Raw genomic sequence first — 24,376 nt, forward strand, 5'->3', positions numbered from 1 at the left:
TCAGACCTCCGTCTCAAAGCGCCTGCTGGCGCGCAGGGCAAGGGCCGCCGTGGCAGCGACGATCACGAACATGGCCGTAGAAATCGCGGCGCCGTACCCGATGTTGAAGCCTGCGAACACAGTGCGGTACATGTACGTCGCCATCACCTCCGAGGCGTTGGAAGGTCCGCCCCCGGTCATGACGTAGACCATGTCGAAGTAGCGCAGCGACCCGATCAGGGACAGCACTACGGCCGTGCGGATGGTGCCCTGCAGGAACGGCAGCGTGATTTTCCAGAAGATGACCCGTTCGTTCGCGCCGTCGAGCGTGGCCGCTTCCCGGAGTTCGCCCGGCATCCCCGACAGTCCGGCCAGAAACAGCAGCATGTAGAAGGGAATGTTTTGCCAGCACACCACCGCGATCACGGCTGGCAGGGAGAGGGCCGTGCTGCCCAGCCAGTCTTGCGCGAGTGCGTCCAGGTGCACGGCCCGCAGCACCGCGTTGATGGGTCCGAAATTGGGGTCATACACCGAGCGGAACACAGTGCCGACGGCCACGCTGGACATCAGGAGCGGCAGAAAGTACAGCACCTTGAGCAGGCGGGAGCCCCGCCCCGCCTTGTCGAGCAGGAAGGCCAGAATCAACCCCACGGGAATCTGCACGGCGATGGAGAGGATTGCCAGGAGGCCATTGTTGCGGATGGCGGTTCTAAAGACTCCATCCTGGGCGAGCTCTGCCCAGTTCTGCCCCCCGACGTACTTCGCCGTGTTGCCCAGACCGTTCCAGTTGAGCAGCGACAGCCGGAAACTGGACAGGAGCGGGTACACCAGGAACACGCAGAGCATCAGCAGGGCGGGCAGCAGGAAGGCGGCAGCAACCCAGGTCTGACTCAGGTCCCGGCGCTTTCGCAGCGCTCGCCGGGTGGGTTCGGTGGGCAGGGCAGTACGCATGGATCACTCCTCCGGGGAAGGTGAAGCGGGAGGGCACACGCGGGAAATGCGCATGTCCTCCCAGCCGCCTTATTTCAGCAGTTTTTTGGCGAGCGTCTCCATCTGCGTCGCCACCTGCTGGGGCGTGCTGCTCAGGCCCAGCAGCGCCTGGCTGGTGTCCTTGTGCAGCTCGCCGAGTTGCGGGGGCAGCTCCTGGTCATACCACAGCTGCACGCTGGGAGCCCTGCTGACAAACGCCTGGATGCGCTTTAATAGGGGATCGCTGACCTTGAGGCCCTTCACCGGCGGCAGGCGGTTATCGGCGACGCGGGCCTGGGCGGATTGATCGTCGATCAGGTACGTCAGCAGCTTGAAGGCCGCGTCCGGGTTCTTGCAGGACTTGGAGACGCTGTAGAAGTTGTCGCCCACGGTCCCCAGTACGGCGTTGGGGTTGCCCTTGCCGCCCGGCACGCTGGGGAAGGGGAAAAAGTCCACCTTCTTCAGGAACTCTGGGTTCTCGTTGTTGATCGTGCCCAGTTCCCAAGTGCCCATGAGTTCCATGGCGGCCTTGCCCGAGTACAGCAACTGGCGGGACACGCCGCTGTCGTAGTCCAGCCCGTTATAGCCCTGCACGAAGGCCCCGGCCTTCACCAGCTCCTGAACCATCTGACCTGCCCGTACGAACGCCGGGTCCGTGAAGTGGCCGCCGTTCTCACGCAGGGCGGCATTTTTAAAGGCGTTCGGCCCGCCGATCCGGTCCACCAGGTAGGCGTAGAACATGCTGCCCGGCCACTTGGCCTTGTTGGCCAGCGAGAACGCGGCCACGCCGTTTTTCTTCAGTGTGGCGTTCACCTGCAGCAGTTCGTTCCAAGTCTTTGGCGGCTTGAGCCCGTACTTGGCGAACAGCTCCCTGTTGTACAGGACGACGGCGACGGCGGTGTTTTCGGCAGGAACGCCGTAGATCTTGTTGCCGAAGGTTACCGAACTCCAGGCGGCGGGCAGAATGCGGTTTTTGAAGGCGGCATTCTTGTTCAGGTACGGCGTGAGGTCCAGCACCTGGCCCGACCTGATGTACTCGTTCAGCGGCCCGCCACCCCAGGACATAAAGACGCAGGGCGCGCTGTTTGCGCCGACCGCGATCTTGAGCTTGCTCTTGTAGGTGTCGTTCTGGGTGGGGCTGACGTTGACCTTCACGCTGGGGTTGGCCTTTTGAAAGCGGTCCACGGCGTCCTGGATGATCTTCTTCCCCGCGTCGGTGGTCTGGATGTGCCACAGGTCGATGGCGTCCTGGGCCTGGGCGAGGCCAGCGCTGGAGGCGAGCAGGGCAGTCAGGGCAGTGCGGAAGGTCTTCGGCATGGCGGGCTCCTGTGGACAATGGGTCACCCACGAACGTGCGGGTCATGACACGTCTGGCGGTGGGGAAGAGGGCTGTGGGGGCGTGATCTGGAGGAGGCCTTCCCGCCTTTCGTCGGGGTGGAACTGGCTTTGAAGGGGAACCGGCGCGGCAGGAAAGGCCCAGACCCCCGGAACGTGGGGCCACCGGGCGTTCAGCCGCCTGAGAAAAGGTTCAGGGGGTGAGGGGGGACGTGGAGGCGCGGATCACCAGCTCAGTGGGCAACACCAGCCGGTCGGACACGGACCCGACGCCCTGCAGGAGGTTCAGCAGTTGGCGGGTGCCCGCCGCACCCATATCGACGAGGGGCTGCCGGACCGTCGTCAGGGCGGGGTGGACCTGACCTGCCTGGGGAATGTCGTCGAACCCGATTACCGAGACGTCGTGCGGCACGCGCAGGCCCCGGTCCTTGACCGCCTCGACGGCCCCGAAGGCCGACACGTCGTTCGCCGCAAAGATTGCCGTGGGGCGCTCGGGCAGGTCCAACAGGGCCTGCGCTGCCTGAAAGCCGCCCGGCTGGGTGTACTCACCGGGCCGGATCAGGGCCGCGTCGAAGGGCAGCCCGGCGGTCAGCAGGCCCTCGCGGTAGCCCCTCAGGCGCTCCAGGCTGGCGGTGGTGTCCGCGCGCCCGGCGATAAAGCCGATGCGGCGGTGGCCGAGCTCCAGCAGGTGGGCGACGGCGAGGCGCGCGCCCCGGTAGTGATCGGCGTCGACCAGGGGAAAGGGCATGGTGGTGTTGGCGGCGGCGATGATCACGACCGGAACCCCGGACTGCTTCAGGGTGGCGGCGTACCGGTCAAGCGAGCGGGGCAGGACCATCAGGAGGCCGTCGACGAGTCCCCGCGAGAGCCGGCCCACATTCTGGCGCTCGTGGGCGGTGTCTTCCTGGGTGGTCGAGATCAGCAGGTCGAGTCCGGCCTCATAGGCGACGAGATCGGCTCCCCGAACGACTTCGCTGATGTACTGCGGTCCGATGGAGGGGACGACGACCCCGAGGGTATCGGTCCGTCCTCCGGCGAGGGCACGGGCGGAAGGATGGGCGGTGTAACCAAGTTCGTCAATGACCTGCAAAACCCTCTGCCGGGTGGAGTCGGAAATACCGGGCTGTTTGTTGACCACCTTGGAAACGGTCATTCTGGAGACGCCCGCTTGAGCGGCGACGTCGGCGAGGGTCACAGGACTGGAACGCATTTCGCTCCTTTAGGTGGCTTGGTTACCGGTAACTTTACGATAACTCTCAGGAGGCGTCAAGGGGAGATCCCTCTGGACTGAGGCCCGTGCCAAGGGTGGGTTGCTCTCCCCCTGCCGTCATCTTGAGGAAACACACGTACGGCCGTCCTGCCTTGCCAAGAAATCCCGTGCCTACTCAGCCGCAGGTGGCCGTCTGAGTGGAATGGGTAAGGTGAGGCTGTCCCGGACGTGACCTGCTGCAATTGTGAAGCCTTCAAGCGCACATCCGCGAGTTGGAAGTACAGGTCGCGCGCGATAGCGAGGCTTCCCATCAGCTCCCAGCCAGGACCAGGGTTGGCAGAAGAAGCCCAAAAGTAAACGCCAGAAAGGCGCCCGCTCTTCCCGTGGTCAGACGGGTCACTGAGAAACAATCTTGGTGACTACTCACCAGGGGTGGACTTAACTGGTACGCCAGGGCATCGGGGGCCGGTGCGTGTTCAGGTTGAACACTTCGCGTTCGCCTTGGGCACCCTGGGCGTAAATCCGGCCCGCCCGCGCGTAGACGAGGCGGCCCTGCTGATCGAGGTCGGCCCAGGTCACTCCGCTGAGGTCAGGTGGGTTGGGACCATGCCAACGGTACTCATCGGTAAACTGCTGTCGTTCACGGCCTGGAATACGAAGTTCCAGTTCCTGCTTTTGCAGGAGGAACTGGGACGCGAAGGGATACCCGTCTCCAGCCTCTGGCGTTTGAAGCAAGTGCCATCCCGTCCGTTTCATCGCTGCCGTCCAGATGGGCCGGTGGCCGCGCTCCGGATACAGGGCGGTGGCCAGTCCCGGGGGCTGACGCAGCGTCTTTACCTGCGCCAGCGACTGCACATAATAATTGAGCCAGAGGGTACGGCTATCGCAAAATACGCCTCCACCGTCCCCTGGTAAGCCGCCCTCCCACAGCCCCAGCGCCTTGACCCAGGGTGGCTTGCACACGGCAGTCCAGGTCCAGAAATGGTCTACCCCCCATTCCGCTCTCGCACGTTCCAGACGATTTTTGGACTCATTTCGTGCGTAATAGACCAGGTGTTTGCCATCGGGCGAGAGGTCGCTCTTCAAGGGGTACAACTCTCCCGCGAACCAGGAACCGGGTGTGAGGGTATCCGTCGCCGTATCCCACAAATACAGCCGCGTCCAGCGGGAAGGGCCACGCCGGAAGATGACGGCGGTGCTGGCCTCACTTGCCAACAGGACCCAGATTCGCGCGGGAGCCGGAAGCGTATCAGGTGGGCCTTTGGCATGTGCCATACGTCATGCTGCCACAAGAGATTCCGTTTCAAGGACCAACGAATGGACGCTGTACTCCTGGCACAGCGCCTTAGGCCTCTGAGGGGACCGAGTGCCGCCCTTCCTGGATGTAGGGGTCTGCTGAGTCGTCACCAATCTTGATGCTGAGCGCCTCACCCGACGAAGTGCTTGCCCTGCCTGTGACGGGAACTCGCCTTCGCGAACACCACTCGAACGGGGTCGAAGTGCATGGCCTGCCGTGCGTCCGGTTGCAGGTGGCCGGGTACCAGGCTGAGGTGTGTCTGCGCTGTCACCAACGACAACAGGCGGCGTTCCCACAGGACGTACGCGGTCAGGTGCAGTAGGGCCCCACAGTTCCAGGCCCTCGCGGTGTACCTCCGTGTCGCCCCGTTCTTCCCCTTCAAGCGGGGCGGAATGTTCTTGAGAGCCCAGCCGTCGTGCGTTTCATTGCGGCTCGACGACCAAAGTTTCAACGTTTACAACGGCGGTCATTCTGACGCTGTACGTGCCGGTGGAGCAGCTGGTGAGACCGTTCGAGGTGAGGGGAATCGGGCGCGAAGCCCGTGGCGGCGTACGGGGAGATTGCCGGTCAGGTGGATGGACTGGAGGTACTTCATGGGGGCGAGGCTGCTGGCCTTGAGGTTGGGCAGTATGCGAGCGGGCGCCCTGGCGTTCGCTTTTGACGGTGGCGCCCTTATAGCTGCTCAGTAGAATCGAGGTCAGGACGGCGACGATCACCATTATCTCGGCGATCGAGTAGGCACAAGTTCATCTTGACCTTGCGGGAGAGTTGGCTGCACCCTGAGGGCATGACGGTTCTGCCTCGTTCGCCGCTGGTGCATACGCGTAATCAGCAAGCGTTCGAAACGTGCATCACCTTGACCTTGCAGCTTGTGGCGGCGGTGGAGTTTGCTCCGGCGCTCAGCGAGGAGCGCCCGAGCCGGGACGTGCTGCTGTCGTTTGCCTCCGGGGTGGAGCGCAATGCCCGAGAGATCGCGATGGTTTCCGGCCACGGGGAGCTGGCGGTGGAGGCGTTGGGCCGGGAGTGGTACGCCAAGCTGGCAGCCGCACGGAATGAGCCGTTGCAGGTGGCGTACCACGCGCTGCACTCAGCGGCGTACCTGGGGTTGGAGCGCGGCGCAACGACGGCGACCATGCTGGCGGCCGTGGGGTGGGCTTTGCGCGTAGTGGCGCGCGAGGAGGTGGCCGTGAAGCACTGAGCGTGGCTCAGTCCTCGGTGCTCGCTATCAGGGCACCCGAGGTGGTGAGGATGACGCAGACGCCACCCCAGTAGGAGCAAGGAGCTCCTTCAAGCCCAGGGGAATTGACTTCCGCGGACCAGCTGAACATACACACAGTGGTTCTGCGTGTCTCTCGCTACACTTCACTCACAGCTGACCGTGCTGCTTTTGGAGGACAGAGTGGATCAGAATTTTCGTCTCTTGATTGATGTTCATGAACTGCCTGTTGTGCGTCTTGCTCTCCGTGCCCTGAGGGGAAAAACTCGGGGTGAGGGTCTAGAAGAATTCCTGGCACGGCTGAACGAAGACACCCGGCTGGCAGTGATGGCTTGGTGGATGGACGATCAGGTCAAAAGTGGAGGTTTTGCTCAGTGGCACGCCAATGGCTATTCGCGCCATACCTCTCTGCTCGCCGCGTACTACGTTGGCAAAGGCCTGTTTTGCGACCGAGTCGCCAACATTCTGCGGCGGGTACACTGGAACCTGCAAGATGAGGATGGTCCGGACTCAAGCGGCCTACTGGCGTTGAGTCAAGAGTATTTCCTGATCAGCGACGAAGCTTTTGTGGAGCTGAGTCGCCACCTGCCTCAGGCAAACCAATAGCCATTTCCTCTCGTTCCTCTTGAGGTTTTTAGGGGTGTGGGGCGTAGATATCCTCACCTTGCTCCAACGCCACGCTCCGGCTCACTCACTTGCCCAAAAACAATAGGCACATGGGCGGTACCAGCAGAGGGAGAGGACTTAGAGGGTAATCGCAAGCAAATTCCGAAGATCCAGAATGGTGACTACTCAGCGCCCCCGAGAAAACGGGAGGGTGGGGTAAGTATGGAGATGCTGAAGTTTTGCAACCTGGCTCTTGCCTTCTCACTCGAGTTGTGTGTCCTCATTGCCCTTGGACTGTGGGGCTTCCAGGTTGCGCACAATCCACTGCTCAAGGTGCTCCTGGGGCTGGGTGTTCCATTGCTGACGGCAGTTTTCTGGGGAGCCTTTCTGTCACCCAAAGCTTCGGTATCTGTGGCTGCATCCTTGCGGGTCATGCTTAAACTGGTTGTGTTCGGCTTAGCCGTGCTTGCCCTTTTATTTGTTGAGCGGCCAACACTGGCGTGGACATTTGCGTCGCTCGTACTACTCAATACGGTTCTGGCATTTATATGGAAGCAGTAAGGTAACTGGTCGGCAGAGCAGCGCTGCCGTGCTGAGCAGTCACTCGGACTGAACCCAAGCCCATGCTGCAGCCAGACGGGAGGAAGCTCTTCCGGTTGAGGCCTCCCTGATCTGGAGTCACGGGGCACTCCGCCTGAGGAGGCGGAGTGCCCCATTTCCGTCTCAGGGACGTTTAGAGCATTTGTCAAAAAGAAGTCCTCTTTTTGACCGGGTAGGGCGAGCAAACCTGAATGAGCATTGGGGAGAATGGGGGGAGCCGTGAGGGGTACCCTTCCACCCGCGGCGCAATTCGGGCAAATGCTCTAGTGCGCTGCGCCGCCGTTCATCCCCGCGAAGACTGCCTCATAGCTTCCACTGACCTCAGCAAAGCGCAGGGGCTTGACGCGCTCGACCAGAATCTCGTGTGCGTCTGGTTGCGTCTCCAGTAGGTGCATCGTCTCCTCGATGTACTCGGCGAGCGGCATCGCGTTCGGGTCGCTCGCCTGCTGGGCCCCCATCAGTTCGGTCTGCACGTAGGGCGGCGCGAGTTCGATGACCTGCACCTTGGTGTCCCGCAACTGGTGGCGCAGTGACTGGCTGTAGGAGTGAATGGCCGCCTTCGTCGCGCTGTAGGTGGGCGTGGCGGCGAGCGGCAGGAAGGCCAACCCCGACGACACGGTGAGGAGGGCCGCCTGTGGCTGGGCCAGCAGATGCGGCATCAGGGCTGCCGTGAGACGGATTGGCCCGAGCAGGTTCGTCGCGACCATCGCTTCGGCGTCGTCCAGACCGCCGGATTGTATCTGCTCGGGGCGCATAATTCCGGCGTTGTGGACCACAGCATTCAGGTCAGGAAAGTCAGTCACGATCTGCTGGGCAAAGGTCTTGATCGCCTCAGGATCTTCGAGGTCGAGCACCACCGTCCGTATGCCTGGATTCGCCGCAGTGACCTCATCCAGTTTCTCCTGACGTCTACCCGCGATGATGACCTGATTGCCCCGTGCGTGAAAAGCCTCGGCCAGCGCCCGGCCTATGCCGGAGCCGCCCCCGGTGATCAGGATCGTGTTGCCGTTCATTTGCATGGTCTTCCTCCTGCCCGTTATGCTGCATCACATACGAACCAAAAGAAAGTAGGCACCCGAAAGTGCCATACTAACCTCAAGGAGAGTGATAAAATGGCCAGCGTCGTGCAGGACCGTCTCCCCGTACCGCAGCAAACTGATCCCGAACTCGACACCCTTGTTCGGGAGATCATCGGGCGGGTGGCTGACAAGTGGACCATGCTCATTCTGGAGACGTTGGAGGAGCATGGGCGGCTGCGCTTTACCCGCCTTGGGGAGCTTGTGGGCGACATCAGTCAGAAGATGCTGACGAAAACCGTACGGCAGATGGAGGCCGACGGGCTGGTCGTCCGCACCGTCTACCCAGTGGTGCCTCCCCGCGTTGAGTACGAACTGACCGAGATGGGCCGTGGCCTGGGCGAGGCGTTTTGTGGGGTGTGGCACTGGGCCGAAGTCAACCGGGAGGCCATCACCCAGGCGAGGTTGGCCTTTGGGCAGACGGCGTCCAAAGTCTGACCCCACGTCTTTATTCTCGGCGCAAGCCCAGGTTCAGCCCCACCGTCACCACCTCAATGTGCGGTCCTGTAAGGTGAATCTTTTCCTCCCGCATCGTCACTTTGCTGTCCGGCTCCTCCAGCAGATTCAGGCGAGCGGCGCACGGTCCGGGGATATGGCCGTGTGGCGCCGTTCTCCATGCGACTCATCCTTCAGCTGTATAAGCCGCCCGCCGTCCTCTGCACGGTCGTCGCCTGGGGGAATAACGGTGAAATACAGCGCTGAGCAATCCCGCACGGCCTAAGGAGTGGAATGCAACGTAGCTGGATTGGGGTGCTCCGTCTGTTTGTGGTCCATCTTGACAAAGTCGTTTCCTGAAAGCGGGCAAATTATGCTCCACCCCAGCTTGAGTTCCCCCGCCCACGGGCGGGGGAACTCAAGCTGCTTATCAAAGTACGTACTCGCGCCAAACCAGGGTTAGGGAGCGGGATTTTTGAGTGATGTGTTGGCTGTATAAGGACACCCCCGCTTGCGTTGGAGGTGTGGCTTACCGATGACGGCTCAAGTTTGGTACACCCAGCGTGCTCCTTCCCTTGGGAGGGTGCCCCCGACGGAACATCCCCTTAAGGTCGCGTCTCAAATCAAGCCAGGTGCCAATGGTGGGGTTACTTCTTGGCGGTGCGCTTGGCTTCGGGAGCTTCTTGCTTCTGCTTGCGGAAACTGCACAGGTGCTGCTCCTTCTGATCAGTGTTTTGCAGTTCGCGCCGCGTCACTTCCGCGAGGGCCTTGAAGTCATCCACGCCTTCCTGAAGGTTCTCTGGCGTGATCTTCGGCTTCCCACAGGGCGCAGGATGCGGAGCGCTTCTTCCGGCTCCCTCTCCATTCCAGTGCCGTGCGCTTGCGCCACATGCATACTCAAGGTATGGCACGCATCCTGCTGACCGGTGGCCGCGCGCCCGCAGCGCTGGAACTCGCGCGGTTGTTCCAGCGCTGCGGGCACTGCGTGGACGTCGCTGAAAGCTGGTTCTGGTCTGCCTCCCGGTTCTCACGCACTGTGCAGCGCAACCTGCGAGTTGCACCTCCGCGGCAGGCGTATGCGGCGTTTGCCCAGCAACTGCGCCGCGCGGTGCAGCGCGGCCGGTACGACGTCCTGATCCCAACGTGTGAGGAAATTTTCTGGGTGGCGCGCGCCCGGCCCCTCCTGTCTCCGCACGTAACGGTGTTCTGCCCCACGCTGGAAGAGCTCCGGGAGTTGCACGACAAGTACGCCTTCTCCCAACTGCTGAGCAAAGCGGGATTGCCCGGACCAACGACGACCCTCCTCCAAAGTGAGCGAGAACTCCGCGCCTACGCGCAGAACGCTCCCGAGTCCGTCTATAAGCCCAGCTACTCACGTTTCGGCACCCGGGCCCTGATCCGCCCTTCTCCTGCACAACTGAAGCGGGTCCGTCCCAGCAAAACCCACCCCTGGACGGCACAGCACCACAAGGGAGGAAGAGAATGGTGCGCGTTCGCGGTCTTGCGGGCGGGAGCGGTGGCGGCCCTGGGCGTCTACCCTGCGCGGTTTCCCGTGGGCGGCGCCAGCACGTACTTCCAGGCGATCCATCACCCGGGAATTCAGGCCTGGGTGGAGGCCTTCGGGGCATTCACCCTCCTGACTGGACAGGTGGCGTTCGACTTTAAGGAAGACGCGGCAGGCCTGTGGGCACTCGAGTGCAACCCACGTCTGACCAGTGGTCTTCACTTGTTTCGCGACCAGCCGGAAGTTACGCGAACTTACTTGGCGCCTACTCCCCAGGAACCTCTCCTGGCTGCCCCTGCCGGTCCTTTGGCCCTGAAGGCTGTCATGTTTCTGGGTGGCGTCCGGCGGGCGTCCGACTGGCATGCCTGGCGCACGGCGCGTGACGTGATGATCGCCCCGCATGATCCCTGGCCCGCGTTGATGCAGCCGGTGGTGGCCGGCGCATGGGTGGTCCGGGCTCTGCGGCTCGGCACCGGCGTGCTGGAGGCCACCACGCACGACATCGAATGGAACGGTGAGGCGTGAGGCTCAGCCATGATGCGGGAACGGTGGTGTGGCCCCGTGACGCTGACGGGGACTACGCCCGCCGGGCGCTGACGCCCGTTTTGCAGTGTAGTGCCTCCACCTTCGTCCGAAACGCCCACGTTCAGGTGGCCGTCCTGAGCGACGGCCTCGCAGCGCTACCAATCACGTACGACCCAGCCTGGAAAGACACCTTCACCGTCTCCCCCGTCACCCATCTGGCGCATTACGCGGCTGAGGAACTGCACAAACTCGTTCCTCCCCCGTTGACCCGCCCCGGGAAAGTCCTCTTGGGAGGATTGGGTCTCGTGTTGCGGGAACTGGGTTTCGAGCGCGCCGTGTATATCAACAGCTGGCTGCTCTCCACCAACCTCTATCCCCACCTCACGCCAGACCAATTGCGCTCCGCCACGCGGGCGTTGCTCGCCGCTTTCCCGGACCGACCACTGGTCTGGTGATCGCTGGACACCGCGCGGCACGCCCTGCTGATCGGCGCACTCCAGGGCGCGAAGTACGTGTGCGTCCCCAGCCGGCTGGTCACGTACCAAGACCCCAGGCAGGAGACCTTCTGGAAAAAGGCCCAGCTTCGCAACGACGCCAGCCGTACCCGGCTTCCCACCGCCACACCGGTGCCGCATGAGGCGTTCACGGACGAAGACCTGAGGGCGGCACTGGACTTGTACGGGCAGCTTTACCTACAGAAGTACTCGTTGTTCAACCCCCAGTTCACCCTGGAATTTTTACGGCTGGCGCGGGACGAACGGATCCTGAACTTGCGGGGCCTGCGCGTGGGCTCCGCGCTGATGGCCGTGCGGGGCAGCCTCAACCGTGCTGGCGTCATGACCTCACCGCTGTTCGGCTACGCGCTGGCAGCTCCTCAGCAAGACGGCTGGTACCGCCGGCTGAGCCTGGATGTGCTGCGGGACGCCCGGCAAGAAGGGCTCCTGGTGAACGCCAGCGGGGGTGTGGGGGCGTTTAAGCGCGCCCGGGGTGGCGTGGCCGTTCCGGAATACAGCCTGGTGCTCACTGCCCACCTTCCGAAAGCGCAACGGCGGGCCTGGGAAGAACTCGCCCGGTTGATGCACGGCCTGCTGCCACTATTGATCCAGCATGACCTCTGATTCAGGCCCGGTTCCGCCCAAACGGTCGGTGGTCCCGCTGGTTCCCCATTGACCCGGTGGCGCGGCGGTTCCCCGGATTTCCAGTCCGGGACCTCTCAGGTCAATGGGCCCTGGTCCCTTCTTCCAGGTTGATCTGCCCTCCTGACGCGTCCGCCTGTACGGTTGCTCAGCGCCGTACCCAGGGTTGGCGCCCGGCGCAACGACGGCAACCATGCTGGCGGCCGTGGGGTGTGCTTTGCGCGTGCTGGCGTGCGAAGAGGTGACGGTGAAGCACTGAGTGTGGCTCAGTCCTCGGCGCTCGCTAACAGCGCACTAATTGTCTTTGCCCGTGAAGACGACTTCACCTTGGGTGTGCTGCAATCCCGTATCCATGAAGTGTGGGCGCTGGCCCTGGGAACAGCCCTGGAGGACGTGACGGGCCGCCTTGTTTTTCCTTCGTTCGCCCGAAGCTGCCCCAGAAAGCCGCCAGTAACTGCGATACGGCGCTCAGAACATGGCGGCCATCTATCCCCATGGATTGGGTCGCCGTTATTGTGCAAAGGCCCGCTCCAGCGCTTTCGGATTCTGAAAGAACATGTCTGCCATGGAACGAGAAAACGCGTCCGGAAAGATGTCTTCTACGCCGGCTTGATAAGCGTCTAGTACGATCTCGGCCACTTCATGGGCGCTGGGTTTGGGCGCATCGAACCCGGCAGCCATGCGGGTATCGATCGGGCCAGGGTAGACACCAGCGACAAAAATGCCTGTGGGACCAATTTCGGCGCGTAAGCCCTGGGTGAGGAAGTGTGCGGCCGCTTTGGACGCGGAGTATGTTCCCAGGGCCTTGAAGTTGGTAATTCCTGCGATGGACGAGATATTGATAATCCCGGCGTTGTCGCTTTGTTGCAGCAGATCTAGTACGGCGACGCTGAGCTGGAGGGGTCCGAAGTAATTTGTGTTCATTTCTGAGCGGGCGGAGTGGAGGGCAGAGGCCGCCGTGTAGGTTGAGGCCGAGGCAGTGCCAGCGTTGTTAATCAGGAGGTCAAGACGTGGCAAGGTCTGTTGGATCCGGTGAATGTCGTCAGGGCTTGTGACATCAAGGATGACGGGAACCAGTCGGTCATCCGAAGTGCCAAACGCAGTGACGTTTGCGGGGTCGCGGACAGCAGCGTAGACCCGTTCAGCGCCGCGTGTTAAAAGTGACAGGACGAAAGCGTTCCCAATGCCCCGGTTGGCCCCAGTAACGAGGACGTGGGTTCCGCGGATCTGCCTTGTGTTCACGGTGGTTCTCCTTATGAGATGAGACTCGAAGCCGCCTGAGTAGACCGGTCGTCTACAAAGGGGCAGAGAATAGGAGGGGTGTGTTCTGCGCGCCTGTCCTTTAAGCCAACAAGCGGCCGAAGAAGAACCGGACGAACACGGCTGGATGATCCGCTGACTGCTCCAATTTGGCGCGAAGTAGACTTCCCTCCCATCCGGAGAAGAGCAGCCGGGCCAAATCCTGACTGTTCCATGAAGGGTCGAGGTCACCCTCACCCTTGGCCCGCTCGAATTGCTGTGCCAGGCACTGCTCGATCTCATTGAAATGTTGCCGCACTGCGGTTCGGAAGCCTTCGTGCTGAATAGCGAGTTCCTGTCCCAGATTGCCTAGCAAGCAGTTGCACAGGCGAAACTCGTCCGTAAATTGTACGGTCAGCTGTTCAAAGTAGGCCCTCAGTGCTTCGAGGGCTGTTCCCTCGTACGCCGAGAGAAACTGCCTGAGGTGGGCCTGGAGGAGTGCGCTGAACCGGTCGAGCAGAGCAAATCCCAGATCGTCTTTGCTGGCGAAGTAGTGATAGAACGATCCTTTGGGGACGTCCGCTTCTTTCAGGATGTGACTGATGCCGGTGTTATTGAATCCATGCACCATGACAAGTTCGTGAGCAACTTCGAGAAGCTTTGCACGGGTGTCATGGTGCATAGGTTTAGTATTAGACCGGTCGTCTACAAAGTCAAGTGCTGGAGGAGATGGCCCTGTCAGGTCCACCGGGTACCAACGACAAGAGAGCGAAAATCAACGGGTGACAGCAGTGGTTCTTGGCGACCACTCAGCATGGTGAATGTGCTGAATAGACACGTTGACCGACCTCTTCTGGAAGGCAAAAGTCGCAAAGCTCTTGGCACTGTGGTGCTCGGCCTGTCCGCCGACTTCACTGCCCACAGGCAGAAGCACCAAGCTGGTCGTTGCGACTGAGGCGGGCTTCAGCAATCTGGCCCACGGTGGTGTCGTCCATCGCGAGGGCCAGAGAACTGGGGGAGGCGTGACGCGTCACTGTCAGTGGCGGCCTTGTCAGCTTCTTCGTGGGGCGTAGCCAGCATATGGCTGACCGCCTGAGACGCAGCGCCAGAGTCGTTGGCGGCGTTCATTTCAAACATCAAGCGCTTGGCCAGTTCTACCCCGCGGGACTGGAGTAGCAGAGTATTTTGCCCCGGAGCTTGTCCGTGGGGCCGTCAATCTTGTGCGCTGGACGGGTCATACGGTCTCTCCCCGAACAGGGGAAGTAGAGCGGCAGAATTCGCGACCTGGTGCGGTGTACCGCCCTTTACGCCCGCGTTAGAGCCAGAGGTGGACTTGGTGGCCCTGTTCTCCGCGCATGCCGGACGTGGAACGTTGAGGTGCAGTCTTCTCAATCGGATGCCGCGCCTCTGCGCAGCTTGTAACTCGCGGCGCCTGGTATCTACACCCCTGTCCTGACGCTTGGGAACTCATTTTTCGGCCCTCTGTTCCTACCGGGATGGTTTTGGATGGAATAACGGGCCGTGGAACAAAGCGGCGCGCCGCCAGTCTCATCACGAGAAGGCCCCGATCAGTGTCTTCCAGAGCAAACCTGTGAGAGTGTCGAGTGTGGCGTGCATCTGCTGAAGCTGCCCGGGTGTGGATCTTGAACATCACTGCTTAGAGCATTTGTCCGAATTGCGCCGCGAGTGGAAGGGCACCCCTCACGGCTCCTCATTCTCCTCAATGCGCATTCAAGTTCGCTCGCTGGGCTCGATCAAAAGGAGGTCCTCTTTTTGACAAATGTTCTCGGTGGAGGCCCTGTGAAAGCTGGCTATTCCTGAAAACGGGGGAAATCACGTAAGGTGCGGAAACCAGATGCGCCCAACTTCCCGACGATACAGTACCCGGCGTCCCGGGCTTTCCGATGACATTCAGCCCACTGCCCGTAGCGAGGACCACGGGTGAGCGAGCGGGAGTCGAAGCAGGGGGCCGCAGGGAAGGCGTTCAAGACCGCACGCTTTCATGTCCAGACTGGGCCGCAAGAGCTGTTCGACCGGGTGCGCCTCAGGATGAGGGGCCGCAGGACATTGAAGTATCGCTCGGCTCACCTCCGGCGGCAGCTCACGGCCCGTGGCGTACCCACTGACCTCCTGCAGGACTTCGGTGCGGATGCCTGGGATCCCGTCATGGCCGAGGTGCGGACAGACACGGGAAAATTCGTGCGCACGACCTGGACCTGTGAAGTGGATGGGCGGCGGTGGTGGGTGGTGATCGGCTTTGGGGACACGGTGGAGCAGGTTCTCTCCGGGAAAGAGGTGGGCCCGGAGGACGCCGTCACGGAGGGACCCCTGTACCGCTTCGTGCGGGAGGTCAACGGGGCTCTGATGGACGAGGAGGACTGAAGCTCGGGTAACTGCACCCTGAGGTGCCCAGAGGCCACGGATCAACCGCTTGCCGGTTACCACGCTCCAGAGCACGGCTCAGGACACTCCAGCGCTGACGTTCCTGGCGTGGGAACGACCCGGGACGGTCCTTGCCCGACCACCCTGCTGTGGCTGTGTACAACCGATTCCTGGTCACTTGGGATTCACGCCAAGGGTTCGGGCCAGGAAGGGAGCGGTCCGGCTGCCCCGAGCCTGCGCCACTTCCCTGGGGGTGCCCTCGGCCACCACCCGTCCACCCTCATCGCCCGCGCCCGGGCCGACGTCGATCACCCAGTCGCTGCTGCCCACCACCTGCAGGTCGTGTTCGACGGCAATGACTGTGTGTCCCGCGTCCACCAGCCGGTCCAGCTGTTGGGTCAGGCGCTTCACGTCGGCAGGGTGTAGCCCCGTGGTGGGTTCATCCAGAATGTAGACTGACCGCCCCCGCCCGGCGCGTTGCAGCTCGGCCGCCAGTTTAACGCGCTGCGCCTCTCCTCCCGACAGTTCGGTTGCCGGCTGGCCGAGCCGCAGGTAACCCAGGCCGACCTCGCGCAGGGTGTCCAAGGCGCGGAAGACCGGCGCTTCCTTCCTGAAAAATGCCCAGGCGACGTCCACCGTCATGCCCAGCACCTCGGCGACGTTCCTGTCCTGGTACGCGACTTCGAGCGTCTCCGCGTTGAAGCGCGATCCATGACAGACGGGGCAGGGGGCGTACACGCTGGGTAAGAACAGCAGTTCCACCATCATCCAGCCTTCGCCCTGACAGTGCTCGCAGCGCCCGCCCCTGACGTTGAAGGAAAAGCGGCTCGCGCTGTACTTCCGCTGTCTGGCCAGGGGGGTGGCGGCAAAGAGCCTGCGCACGTGGTCGAACAGGCCGGTATACGTCGCCAGGTTGCTTCTCGGCGTGCGCCCAATCGGCTTCTGATCTACCTGAACCAGGCGGGAGAGGAGCGCGACGTCACCGGCGAGGTGGGCCGCGCCGGCAGGGAGCACCTCTTCGGCCTCCTCGTCGTGCTCTGGTGCCGGGGGCTGACCGAGATGAGCGGCGAGCGTCCAGGCAAGCACCTGGGTGACCAGGGTGGATTTGCCCGAGCCGGAGACGCCGGTCACGCAGGTGCGTACGCCCAGAGGAAAGCGGACCTTGAGCTCCCGCAGGTTGTGGCGCGTCACACCGCTGAGTTCGAGCCAGCCGGATGGGCTGCGCGCCTCCTGTGGCCCCGACTCTTCCTCTCTGAAGAGGTACCGGGCCGTCTGCGACGCTGGCACGTCCCGCAGGCCTCCAGGCGGACCACTGTAAAGAATCTCCCCGCCCTGTTCCCCCGCTCCCGGTCCCACGTCGACGATCCAGTCCGCTCGGCGTACCACATCCAGATCGTGTTCGACGACGAACAGGGAATTTCCCGCGGCTTTCAGGCCGTCCAGCGCCGTGAGGAGCGCCTGCGTATCAGCAGGATGCAGACCAGCAGAGGGTTCATCAAGGACGTACACCACGCCGAAGAGGTTGGAATGCAGCTGGGTCGCGAGGCGCAGGCGCTGCAACTCGCCGGGGGAGAGCGTCGGCGTCGAGCGTTCGAGGGCCAGGTACCCCAGGCCAAGGCTCAGCAGCACGTCCAACCGCGCTGCGAGGTCCCTCGCCATACGCTCCTGGGCAATGACCCGCTCCGGGTGCCTCTGGACCTGCTCCGCATGGTCAGGTTCCCTGCCTTCGGCAAAGGGGCGCAGCAGCGCGGCCACCCGCTGGAGCGGCAGGCGGGAGAACTCGGCGATGTCGTATCCCATGAACCGGACCGCCAGGGCTTCGGGGCGGAGCCGTCGGCCACAGCACACCGGGCACTCCGCAGCGATCATATACGCCTGTACTCGCCGCTTCATGGCCGCGCTTTCTGTGGTGGCGAAGGTATGAAGGACGTGCCGCCGGGCGCTACTGAAGGTGCCCATGTATCCGGGTTCGAGCTTACGCTTCGCGGCGTCATGGGTTTCTTTGGGGGTCAGACCAGGATAGACGGGCACGACGGGCTGCTCGTCCGTGAAGAGGATCCAGTCGCGCGTCTCCTGCGGCAGATCACGCCAGGGGGTGTCCACGTCGATACCGAGCGTCACCAGGATGTCGCGCTGGTTCTGCCCGCCCCAGGCCTGCGGCCAGGCCGCCACCGCCCGTTCCCGGATGGTCAGGGACGGGTCGGGGACCATGGAGGCTTCCGTCACCTCGTACACCTGGCCCTGGCCGTGGCAGTTCGGGCAGGCGCCCTCGGGGGTGTTGGGCGAGAAGCCCTCGGCGTAGATGATGTCCTGCCCTTCGGGGTACTCCCCCGCGCGGGAGTAGAGCATCCGCACCAGGTTCGACAGGGTGGTCACGCTGCCCACCGAGGACCGGGTGGTCGGCGTTCCCCGTTGCTGCTGCAGGGCCACTGCCGGGGGCAGACCCTCGATGGCGTCCACGTCCGGTGCCCCGAGCTGATGAAAGAGGCGGCGGGCATAGGGGGAGACGGATTCGAGGTACCGCCGCTGGGCCTCGGCGTACAGAGTTCCGAAGGCCAGGGAGGACTTGCCAGAGCCGGAGACGCCGGTGAACACCACCAGGGCGTCCCGCGGGAGGTCCACCGAGAGGTCCTTGAGGTTGTGTTCCCGCGCGCCGCGCACCCGCACGAAGCCGGAAGACCCAGGAGGATATGTCATTGCTCCGCAGTATGAAAAGTCCGGGCAGGCAGACAGGCTGAGTCACAAGGTTGACCCAATCCCGGGCATAGACGGCATTTCGTCCCTTGCGCAGTGGTTCCAAGCCGGTGCACCGCAAGGGCCGGGGTACGTGCCCTTCGACTCTCCCCTGGGCAGAGCGTCCCACTGGACCTGCCGGGTCTCATCTCGCTGAACAGAGCGCAGTGAATCTGGAAGGACCCAGCAGTGGCCCACCGGCACCACTATTGCCGGGGCAGGGCCTGACAGGCCAAAGGGGAGACCGCCCAGAACGCAGGGCCCGGCGCGCTCTTCAGTTCGGTGGCCACAACCCCCGGAGGAACGCACCGTATTCGTCCTTCATGGGCAGGTCCCGGTCAATCCTGATGCGCCGCTGGGCCTTCACCGCCTGCCCCGTCACAGGATGGAAGCCTTCTTTCTCGTAGGTCTCCCAGTACAGCCCTGTGCCGCGCCGCTGCCAGGTCGGCACCTCCTTGAAGTTGACGCCCCGCGCGAACAGCGTTCTTGAAAGCGTTGGATTGCCCTTCGGGCGTGGCTGTGGCTTGGGCGACGCCTATCCCCTCCTGCCGCGGTGTCCAGAGTAGGCCCAGCCCTTCAGCGCGCACCTCGCCGAGTTCGCCTGCCGCCAGCGAAAATAGTCCGCCTCATCTTGTTCAGTGATTCCCACCCACACCCGGCTGTCGAAGGTGGCGCGTTTCCCACAGACGAGGGAAAAGGCGGCGCTTGCCGTTCCCACCGAGAGGCTGACGAGCTTCTCAAGTTCCCGGTCAAAGAGGGTCCACGGGGGCGGAAAGAGCACGTTGATCTCATCGCTCTCGGTGTAGGCTTAGGTACCCTGGAATTCTTCCCGCATGGCCTGCGCGGTCGTGACCATCCCCTGGTGGAACCGCTCGTCGAAGGGCTTCTCAAAGTGCTCGGCAGTCAAGTGGGAAAAGCCCCGACCGTCCACCCGCAGCACCGTCCAAGTGCCGGGGAGGAGCTTCAGCGTGTGGTAATACTCCAGGGCACGCATCCGCGCGACATGACGCTGGAGGCCATCTCACGCGTAAAGCGTTGGCGGACGAGGTCGGCCTTCATTCAGCCCATTCCCGCGCCGCGCCAAGAACTGCTCCGGCATGAGCGTGATTGCAATGGGCCGCAAGATATTCTGCCCGGCCTCCTGCCCGTTGCCTTCAAAGCCGCTCATCTCGCCAGAGAGGTAGGCCGCGATGGCGTGTTCTGCGCCGCTCTGTACCGCTTGCGGGTCCACCACAACGGGCAGGGCGAACGCCTCTCTCGCGAAGCGCGCGAGATTGTTCAAAGGGTTTTGCAGGTCACCCAGCGCGCCCCATCCCAGCAGGATGCTCGACAGCGCCTCGGTGAGGCTGGGGAAGTCGGCGAAGGCTGCCAGGTAGTGCTCTTGGTGGCCGAACGAGTAGCCCTCGCCTTCCACCTCGATCTCCAGGTCCAGCTCGCGCACAACCTCGTAGTGCGGCACCAGCGGCTGTTTGTCCTGGCCGTAGACCACCACACTGGAGGCGGTGTAGGTGCGGGGGCACGTCGGGGGACAACTCGACGCTGTTGTGGATTTCGTCGGCGGCATGGAGGGCGTTGTACGTCAAGGAAGTCCTCCGTGGGTTGAGGGGTCGGAGGGAGCGCCCGCCTCCGGTGGACAGCCAGACTGAAGAGGGGCGGTGTCAGCCCCCGCACCCTGCAGGCGGGGTGAAGGCCCGTCCCAGTACGCCGCTGCTGATCCCGTCCAGCCGGTGGAGAAAAGAAGGCCATCCGCAGCCCGTTTAGAGCATTTGTCCGAAGGGTGCTGCGAGTGGAAGGGCATCCCTCGCGGCACCCTTCGGACAAATGCTCATTCAAGTTCGCTCGCGCTTCTCAGCTTAAAAAAAGTGTTCTTTTTGACAAATGCTCCAACTGTACTTCGGGAAATATTCACAGGCCATGCAAAAACCGGCCCAGACGGGACCCAGTCTTGTCGGCTCGGGCGCTCAGGGGCGAATGGTGCTGTTCTGAACCCCTGGAGCTGGGCTTCACGATTGGCGCCGTGACCCCATTCCTCCGCCAGGTTGAAGGGCAGCCGCTCCTTCCCTTCTGTGGGTCACAGCACGAAGGAGTTTCAACACTGTTCACGTCCGTAAATGCTGCGTCAGACAGCAAATGCATACTCTCCTGAATTTCTCCGAAGTACAACCAATGGTTGAATGGGGAAGTAAGTTGGGAGGTAAGTTTCCCTCCGCACCGTAGAGAGTGCAATCACAACGCGGAGCCAAAAGGACCCCTTCAACTCAACTCCCGAAGTACCTCTCCATCAGACCACTCAGCGCACTTCCCAAAAGGAAAGGAGGAAACCAGACAGTAGTTTCCTCCCTGTACCTTGATGCCCGTTTACCACTGCTGTGTTGGTGTCAAGGAGCCTTTGGGACTCGGCCCCCACTTGTTGTTGCCAGGCTCGCTGTCGAGAACCAGCAGGTAGAGCACCCAGAAGCTGCCGATCAACGGAACGAAGGAGACGAGGTACCACCAGCCGCTGCGTCCGCCGTCATGCAACCGCCGGACGGTCACGGCGAGGGAAGGGATAAAGACGATCAGGCCGAAGAGTATCAGCGGCAGCATGCTGAGGAAGAGCGCAGGGCTGAGGCCACTGCCCATCTCGTCCGGCTGCGCCATCAGGGGAAGCGCAACAACGTAAAACGGAATCTGCAAAACGAACCCGATGATGGCGCTGAACAGAGCGAACATCCAGTACTCGTTGCGGCGAGCGCGGCCCCGGAAATCGGCGTAGTGGTTCTTGATGACGTTCAGAAAAATCTTCACCCTTTCAGATTAAATGCAATGAGGGTGGTTTTGAGCCGCAAGTTCGCCTATGCCTTGCTCCTCCCCTTTCAGTTGAGCGTGATGCTCCGCATCACGACCTTAAAAACGCCGCTTCCAGGGATCATGGATGGGAGATGCTCTCTTTGGGTCAAAAGCGGTAAAGAAGAGAGGGAGTGCTCTCCCAGGGCCCCTTTTTATCTTGCTCAGAGTGGTACGTAGAGCAGCCAGACCACGTCTGAAGTGGCTTTTGGATGAATACCCGTGTCTGAGGCAGCGTGACACGTCACACTGCTCCTTGAGCTCGCCCACAAAGCAACACCACTCAAAAGCGGGTGCGACCACGGCCAGGAGGGTTGAGACTCGGGCGGGAGGGGTGAGTTGGGCGCTCTCCAGAAAGAAACTCCTGGACTTCAGAGCCTGATGCATATCCTCTGCAGTTCAGCACAAGGCTTAGCGTTTCAGCGCTGATCCCGCGCGTCCCTGATAGGCAAGGAAGAGGGTCTGGCCGAAGGCGATCTTGCCTGCAAGAACGCGTAGGGTGAGGCCATAGACGTGAACGGGACGGGCCCCGCACCTCATCTGGACTGAGGTTCTTGGATCTGCCCCACACGGGCGAACCCTGCACCACACTGTTAACCCGGAGACGGATGATTGGCGAAATGTGGAAGTGGCGCAAAGCGACAAATCATTCCCCGCCGATGAATTCTTGGTCGGGGATCAATAACACTTTCCAGCCCTCAAGCGGGGGCATCACGCGCTCAACCAGGGTAATGCGGGTTGTCATGTTCCTGTTGCCGCTGTGCGAGCGGAAAGCTGAAGGTCTGTCAGCAGGCGCCCATCAGGAGAATATAGATGTTGGCAGAGCCCAGCTTCCAGTTGGTCCGGTCGAGGACGAGCGGCAATTGCTGCTCGTCCTGGAGATGGGCCAGGACGAAGAGGGCGACGAGGAGATCCGGAAGGGTGAACTGCACAAAGCGTTTCAGACGCTGGTACACCGTGTCATTTGAGTCTGGCAGATCGACGATCTGGACGGGTTGGTGCAGGACGACGCTCCAGGTCTGAATGACAGCGAGGATCAGGGCACACAGGACGGTCCGTCGGCGAGGATCAAGGGGGAAGTGCTGGGCGAGCAGGGCGCAGAGGCCAGACTGAGGCGGTCGGCTCCGGGTGTTCTTCATGAAAGAAAACACCGTATAGGAGCTGAGTTATCATCCCGTCATCCCACTGAACCCAGTAGGCACGGCGTCCCTAACGCTGGCCCTGTCCGCAGCACGCCGCCAGCATCACCCTTACGGGCATGGCGTTCCGTGCGTTGCAACATTTGCCTTCCGTCTTCCAGTAAGAAACGAGAACCCGCCCTGGATCGGGGTCTGCGCGAGGGAGGGGATAGAGGACAGTCGGCGCAACTGACGCCACCTGCCATCCGCTCGCCATCCCCCCTTCCTTAACTTGAGCGTACAGAGGAAGCAATCCGGAGCGGTTGCCCAAGGAGAACAATCATGCACAAGACCAACTTCACTGCCCTCGCCCTGCTGGGTCTCGGCTGTCTGTCAGGTGCGGCCCGTGCCGCCACCCCCGCCCAAGCGGGCTTTATCGTGGGAACCGTCGTGAATGAGCAGGGAAAGCCTCTGCCCGGCGTTGAGATTGACGTGGACAATACATTGTCCTACGACAGCGGACTCGTGACGTATACGGACGCAAAGGGACAGTACCGCGTAGATGTCCGTAAGCTGCCCTTCACGTTTCAGGTCTACGCCAAGATGAAACTGAAGTACAAGGACCTCACGGTGAATGTCGAGCTTGTTCCCAACAACCCGAACGCCGTTGCTGGTCTCGTGGGCGGCGTGCGCGACTTCGTCTTCAAGCCGAAGCCCGCTACGTCCGAAGACCCCTATGGAAGCCTGGGGCGCGTCTTCGTGGAGCGCGGCATCGGCGAGTACGATGTGGACATCACTGAGGTGCAAGTGACGCTGACGCCAGTGGGTCAACTCGCAGACGGCTCTGTGGGCAAGGCGCGTACCTTCAAGCTGCTGTCCAGCGGGAGCGGCCCGGTCATACCCAACGTGATGTGGGGGACGTACAAGGTGACGGCCACGCTGAACGGGAGGCCGCTGGAGATCCGCCAACGGATGGATGGCCGTACGCCCGCTGCCTGGAACGCGGCATACATGGGGGGGTTTACCCGTGATTACAACGCCCTCACCCCCAGTATGTTTCTGGAAGTGCGGTTCCCCAAAAGCGGAAGCTGACTTCGGTAGTCCCCGGCGGTGTGGTTGTCGCGCGGTCATGAACAGGTCCGCCGCTTGACGGGCAGGATGCCGATCTCGTCCCCTGCAATACCCACGGGTCGCCAGTCGCCCGCCCAACCACCCCATGCTCAGTAACACTGAGCCGTCATGAAGGGGCGCCAGGCGGGCGCCAGGCGCGCCAGTCACCGCAGATCACGCTGTGCCGACCCGAGACGTCCGTCGCGGTACGCCATCCATAAGCCCACCCAATGCAAAGGCACACTTGATAACGCCAGTAGGGCGTCAGCCCATCCCAGGATATATAGCGAGTCGAAGGTGAGTGGTGCACTCGCTCGACGGGTAGGCATAAAGTGTGGCGGCTATGGGCAGCTTTGCGGGCTGGAAAGGACGCGAGAGAAGATTTTGGCCGTGTGGGGCGAGGAGTAGCGCCATACCACTGAGACTGAGATCTCAGGTGCGGCACCTATATCCTGCCCCGTGAGGTGGTAGATGTGGTTGGGTTGCTGCTCTGAAATGACGCTGTTGCAAGCCAGCACCACGCGGAATGCGCCAATCCGGTCGTCACGCGTCAGTTGCATCAGGTCAAGCCAGCGTTAAGTGGCGAGCGGGAGTCGACTGACGCATTAGACGCCTCGCCCCCTGCCTCTCGGCTGAAGATGCCGTCACGCCCGAACAACGGATCTTTGCTGCTGATGTTCTGCCCTGTGAGCGCAAGCGCTACTTCGGGCTGTGGTACGCCCATCTGGGCGACACGTCCTACCAACTCGCAGGGATGGGTCTCTTGACTGCTTCCCGTGTGTGGCGCACCCTACATCTCTACCAGCAAGGCGGTCCGCGTTCATCCGGGCCGACAAAGCCGCTTGACCCCAGAGATCTTGGCCGATGTTCGGGAACAACTTGAACGCGGCAAGCGGACGTGGAACTCACGCACCCTCCCGGGGTACATTGCTCAGCAGAACAGCGCTCCGAGACCAGCTGCGCGCTGCGGGAATGCGTTGGCAGCGCACCCGATATGTGGTGGCCGCACCAGCGGACCCCGAACAGAAAGCAGCCTTCCGAGACGACTTGGAAGCGGTAAAAAAGGAGCGCTGAATGACC

22 protein-coding genes and 2 pseudogenes are annotated in these 24,376 nt (G+C 62.3%); 10 read left to right on the forward strand and 14 right to left on the reverse strand.

Annotation, left to right across the window (positions count from 1 at the left end; genetic code table 11):
• From B9A95_RS02300 to B9A95_RS02315, 4 genes are all read right to left on the reverse strand, one after another.
• On the reverse strand, nt 1-930 hold the full coding sequence (locus B9A95_RS02300) for a carbohydrate ABC transporter permease (protein ID WP_084045350.1): 930 nt from the start codon (nt 928-930) through the stop codon (nt 1-3).
• 69 nt (nt 931-999) lie between these two features.
• Nucleotides 1,000-2,265 (reverse strand): sugar ABC transporter substrate-binding protein, encoded by a 1,266-nt coding sequence (locus tag B9A95_RS02305; protein WP_084045351.1) that lies wholly within the window; start codon nt 2,263-2,265, stop codon nt 1,000-1,002.
• A gap of 211 nt (nt 2,266-2,476) precedes the next feature.
• Complete coding sequence (locus tag B9A95_RS02310; protein ID WP_084045352.1) at nt 2,477-3,493, reverse strand: LacI family DNA-binding transcriptional regulator; 1,017 nt, start codon at nt 3,491-3,493, stop codon at nt 2,477-2,479.
• Between the two features lie 438 nt (nt 3,494-3,931).
• On the reverse strand, nt 3,932-4,768 hold the full coding sequence (locus B9A95_RS02315; protein WP_084045353.1) for a hypothetical protein: 837 nt from the start codon (nt 4,766-4,768) through the stop codon (nt 3,932-3,934).
• A 140-nt stretch (nt 4,769-4,908) separates the two neighbouring features.
• Here B9A95_RS02315 and B9A95_RS31440 point away from each other — a divergent pair, with 140 nt between their 5' ends.
• The 4 genes from B9A95_RS31440 to B9A95_RS02335 all read left to right on the forward strand — a co-directional run bounded on the left by B9A95_RS31440 (nt 4,909) and on the right by B9A95_RS02335 (nt 7,173).
• Complete coding sequence (locus B9A95_RS31440; protein WP_139806396.1) at nt 4,909-5,112, forward strand: hypothetical protein; 204 nt, start codon at nt 4,909-4,911, stop codon at nt 5,110-5,112.
• Between the two features lie 465 nt (nt 5,113-5,577).
• Nucleotides 5,578-5,988, forward strand: a complete 411-nt coding sequence (locus tag B9A95_RS02325; RefSeq protein ID WP_084045355.1) for a hypothetical protein — start codon at nt 5,578-5,580, stop codon at nt 5,986-5,988.
• 201 nt (nt 5,989-6,189) lie between these two features.
• The gene (locus tag B9A95_RS02330; protein ID WP_084045356.1) at nt 6,190-6,612 is read left to right on the forward strand and encodes a DMP19 family protein; all 423 of its coding nucleotides are present in this window, start codon (nt 6,190-6,192) and stop codon (nt 6,610-6,612) included.
• 222 nt (nt 6,613-6,834) lie between these two features.
• On the forward strand, nt 6,835-7,173 hold the full coding sequence (locus tag B9A95_RS02335) for a YrdB family protein (RefSeq protein WP_084045357.1): 339 nt from the start codon (nt 6,835-6,837) through the stop codon (nt 7,171-7,173).
• Between the two features lie 302 nt (nt 7,174-7,475).
• On the opposite strand, the gene B9A95_RS02340 is transcribed toward B9A95_RS02335, so the two are convergent.
• Nucleotides 7,476-8,225 (reverse strand): SDR family oxidoreductase, encoded by a 750-nt coding sequence (locus B9A95_RS02340; RefSeq protein WP_245808101.1) that lies wholly within the window; start codon nt 8,223-8,225, stop codon nt 7,476-7,478.
• Between the two features lie 99 nt (nt 8,226-8,324).
• Here B9A95_RS02340 and B9A95_RS02345 point away from each other — a divergent pair, with 99 nt between their 5' ends.
• Nucleotides 8,325-8,726, forward strand: a complete 402-nt coding sequence (locus B9A95_RS02345) for a winged helix-turn-helix transcriptional regulator (protein ID WP_084045359.1) — start codon at nt 8,325-8,327, stop codon at nt 8,724-8,726.
• Between the two features lie 644 nt (nt 8,727-9,370).
• Here the strand turns inward: B9A95_RS02345 and B9A95_RS36035 are convergent.
• Complete coding sequence (locus B9A95_RS36035; protein ID WP_281255798.1) at nt 9,371-9,505, reverse strand: hypothetical protein; 135 nt, start codon at nt 9,503-9,505, stop codon at nt 9,371-9,373.
• Between the two features lie 122 nt (nt 9,506-9,627).
• On the opposite strand from B9A95_RS36035, the gene B9A95_RS02350 reads away from it, so the two are divergent.
• The 3 genes from B9A95_RS02350 to B9A95_RS02360 are packed head-to-tail and all read left to right on the forward strand — an operon-like array spanning nt 9,628 to nt 11,870.
• Nucleotides 9,628-10,752: an ATP-grasp domain-containing protein gene (locus B9A95_RS02350; protein WP_084045360.1), complete on the forward strand. Its 1,125-nt coding sequence runs from the start codon at nt 9,628-9,630 to the stop codon at nt 10,750-10,752.
• Entirely contained in the window at nt 10,749-11,207 is a 459-nt protein-coding gene (locus B9A95_RS02355; RefSeq protein ID WP_084045361.1) for a hypothetical protein, read from the forward strand. The genes B9A95_RS02350 and B9A95_RS02355 overlap by 4 nt, the downstream gene beginning before the upstream one ends.
• 57 nt (nt 11,208-11,264) lie before the next feature.
• On the forward strand, nt 11,265-11,870 hold the full coding sequence (locus tag B9A95_RS02360; RefSeq protein ID WP_084045362.1) for a GNAT family N-acetyltransferase: 606 nt from the start codon (nt 11,265-11,267) through the stop codon (nt 11,868-11,870).
• Between the two features lie 528 nt (nt 11,871-12,398).
• Here the strand turns inward: B9A95_RS02360 and B9A95_RS02365 are convergent.
• Entirely contained in the window at nt 12,399-13,130 is a 732-nt protein-coding gene (locus tag B9A95_RS02365; protein ID WP_084045363.1) for an SDR family NAD(P)-dependent oxidoreductase, read from the reverse strand.
• Between the two features lie 100 nt (nt 13,131-13,230).
• Nucleotides 13,231-13,809, reverse strand: a complete 579-nt coding sequence (locus B9A95_RS02370) for a TetR/AcrR family transcriptional regulator (RefSeq protein ID WP_084045364.1) — start codon at nt 13,807-13,809, stop codon at nt 13,231-13,233.
• Nucleotides 13,810-15,194: 1,385 nt separating this feature from the next.
• Here B9A95_RS02370 and B9A95_RS02375 point away from each other — a divergent pair.
• Nucleotides 15,195-15,509, forward strand: coding sequence for a hypothetical protein (locus tag B9A95_RS02375; RefSeq protein WP_212648222.1), 315 nt, complete (start codon nt 15,195-15,197; stop codon nt 15,507-15,509).
• A gap of 174 nt (nt 15,510-15,683) precedes the next feature.
• Here the strand turns inward: B9A95_RS02375 and B9A95_RS02380 are convergent, their stop codons facing one another.
• From B9A95_RS02380 to B9A95_RS02400, 6 genes and pseudogenes are all read right to left on the reverse strand, one after another.
• The gene (locus B9A95_RS02380; protein ID WP_084045366.1) at nt 15,684-18,206 is read right to left on the reverse strand and encodes an excinuclease ABC subunit UvrA; all 2,523 of its coding nucleotides are present in this window, start codon (nt 18,204-18,206) and stop codon (nt 15,684-15,686) included.
• 310 nt (nt 18,207-18,516) lie between these two features.
• On the reverse strand, nt 18,517-18,693 hold the full coding sequence (locus B9A95_RS34395; protein ID WP_212648223.1) for a hypothetical protein: 177 nt from the start codon (nt 18,691-18,693) through the stop codon (nt 18,517-18,519).
• A gap of 84 nt (nt 18,694-18,777) precedes the next feature.
• A pseudogene (locus B9A95_RS34955) lies at nt 18,778-19,236 on the reverse strand (tRNA(His) guanylyltransferase Thg1 family protein).
• A gap of 27 nt (nt 19,237-19,263) precedes the next feature.
• Nucleotides 19,264-19,806, reverse strand: coding sequence for a hypothetical protein (locus B9A95_RS02390; protein WP_139806399.1), 543 nt, complete (start codon nt 19,804-19,806; stop codon nt 19,264-19,266).
• Nucleotides 19,807-20,600: 794 nt separating this feature from the next.
• The gene (locus B9A95_RS02395) at nt 20,601-21,029 is read right to left on the reverse strand and encodes a DUF805 domain-containing protein (RefSeq protein ID WP_084045368.1); all 429 of its coding nucleotides are present in this window, start codon (nt 21,027-21,029) and stop codon (nt 20,601-20,603) included.
• 99 nt (nt 21,030-21,128) lie between these two features.
• Nucleotides 21,129-22,207, reverse strand: a pseudogene (locus tag B9A95_RS02400) (transposase family protein).
• 321 nt (nt 22,208-22,528) lie between these two features.
• Between B9A95_RS02400 and B9A95_RS02405 the strand changes: the two are divergent.
• Entirely contained in the window at nt 22,529-23,278 is a 750-nt protein-coding gene (locus B9A95_RS02405) for a carboxypeptidase-like regulatory domain-containing protein (RefSeq protein WP_084045369.1), read from the forward strand.
• Nucleotides 23,279-24,376 lie beyond the last annotated feature (1,098 nt).

This window comes from Deinococcus hopiensis KR-140, from assembly GCF_900176165.1.
Taxonomy (GTDB): domain Bacteria; phylum Deinococcota; class Deinococci; order Deinococcales; family Deinococcaceae; genus Deinococcus; species Deinococcus hopiensis.

Coding starts and splice junctions, on each gene's coding strand:
- B9A95_RS02300 (WP_084045350.1), bottom strand. CDS start 930: ATGCGTACTGCCCTGCCCACCGAACCCACCCGGCGAGCGCTGCGAAAG.
- B9A95_RS02305 (WP_084045351.1), bottom strand. CDS start 2,265: ATGCCGAAGACCTTCCGCACTGCCCTGACTGCCCTGCTCGCCTCCAGC.
- B9A95_RS02310 (WP_084045352.1), bottom strand. CDS start 3,493: ATGCGTTCCAGTCCTGTGACCCTCGCCGACGTCGCCGCTCAAGCGGGC.
- B9A95_RS02315 (WP_084045353.1), bottom strand. CDS start 4,768: ATGGCACATGCCAAAGGCCCACCTGATACGCTTCCGGCTCCCGCGCGA.
- B9A95_RS31440 (WP_139806396.1), top strand. CDS start 4,909: ATGCTGAGCGCCTCACCCGACGAAGTGCTTGCCCTGCCTGTGACGGGA.
- B9A95_RS02325 (WP_084045355.1), top strand. CDS start 5,578: ATGACGGTTCTGCCTCGTTCGCCGCTGGTGCATACGCGTAATCAGCAA.
- B9A95_RS02335 (WP_084045357.1), top strand. CDS start 6,835: ATGGAGATGCTGAAGTTTTGCAACCTGGCTCTTGCCTTCTCACTCGAG.
- B9A95_RS02340 (WP_245808101.1), bottom strand. CDS start 8,225: ATGAACGGCAACACGATCCTGATCACCGGGGGCGGCTCCGGCATAGGC.
- B9A95_RS02345 (WP_084045359.1), top strand. CDS start 8,325: ATGGCCAGCGTCGTGCAGGACCGTCTCCCCGTACCGCAGCAAACTGAT.
- B9A95_RS02350 (WP_084045360.1), top strand. CDS start 9,628: ATGGCACGCATCCTGCTGACCGGTGGCCGCGCGCCCGCAGCGCTGGAA.
- B9A95_RS02370 (WP_084045364.1), bottom strand. CDS start 13,809: ATGCACCATGACACCCGTGCAAAGCTTCTCGAAGTTGCTCACGAACTT.
- B9A95_RS02380 (WP_084045366.1), bottom strand. CDS start 18,206: ATGACATATCCTCCTGGGTCTTCCGGCTTCGTGCGGGTGCGCGGCGCG.
- B9A95_RS02390 (WP_139806399.1), bottom strand. CDS start 19,806: ATGCCGCCGACGAAATCCACAACAGCGTCGAGTTGTCCCCCGACGTGC.
- B9A95_RS02405 (WP_084045369.1), top strand. CDS start 22,529: ATGCACAAGACCAACTTCACTGCCCTCGCCCTGCTGGGTCTCGGCTGT.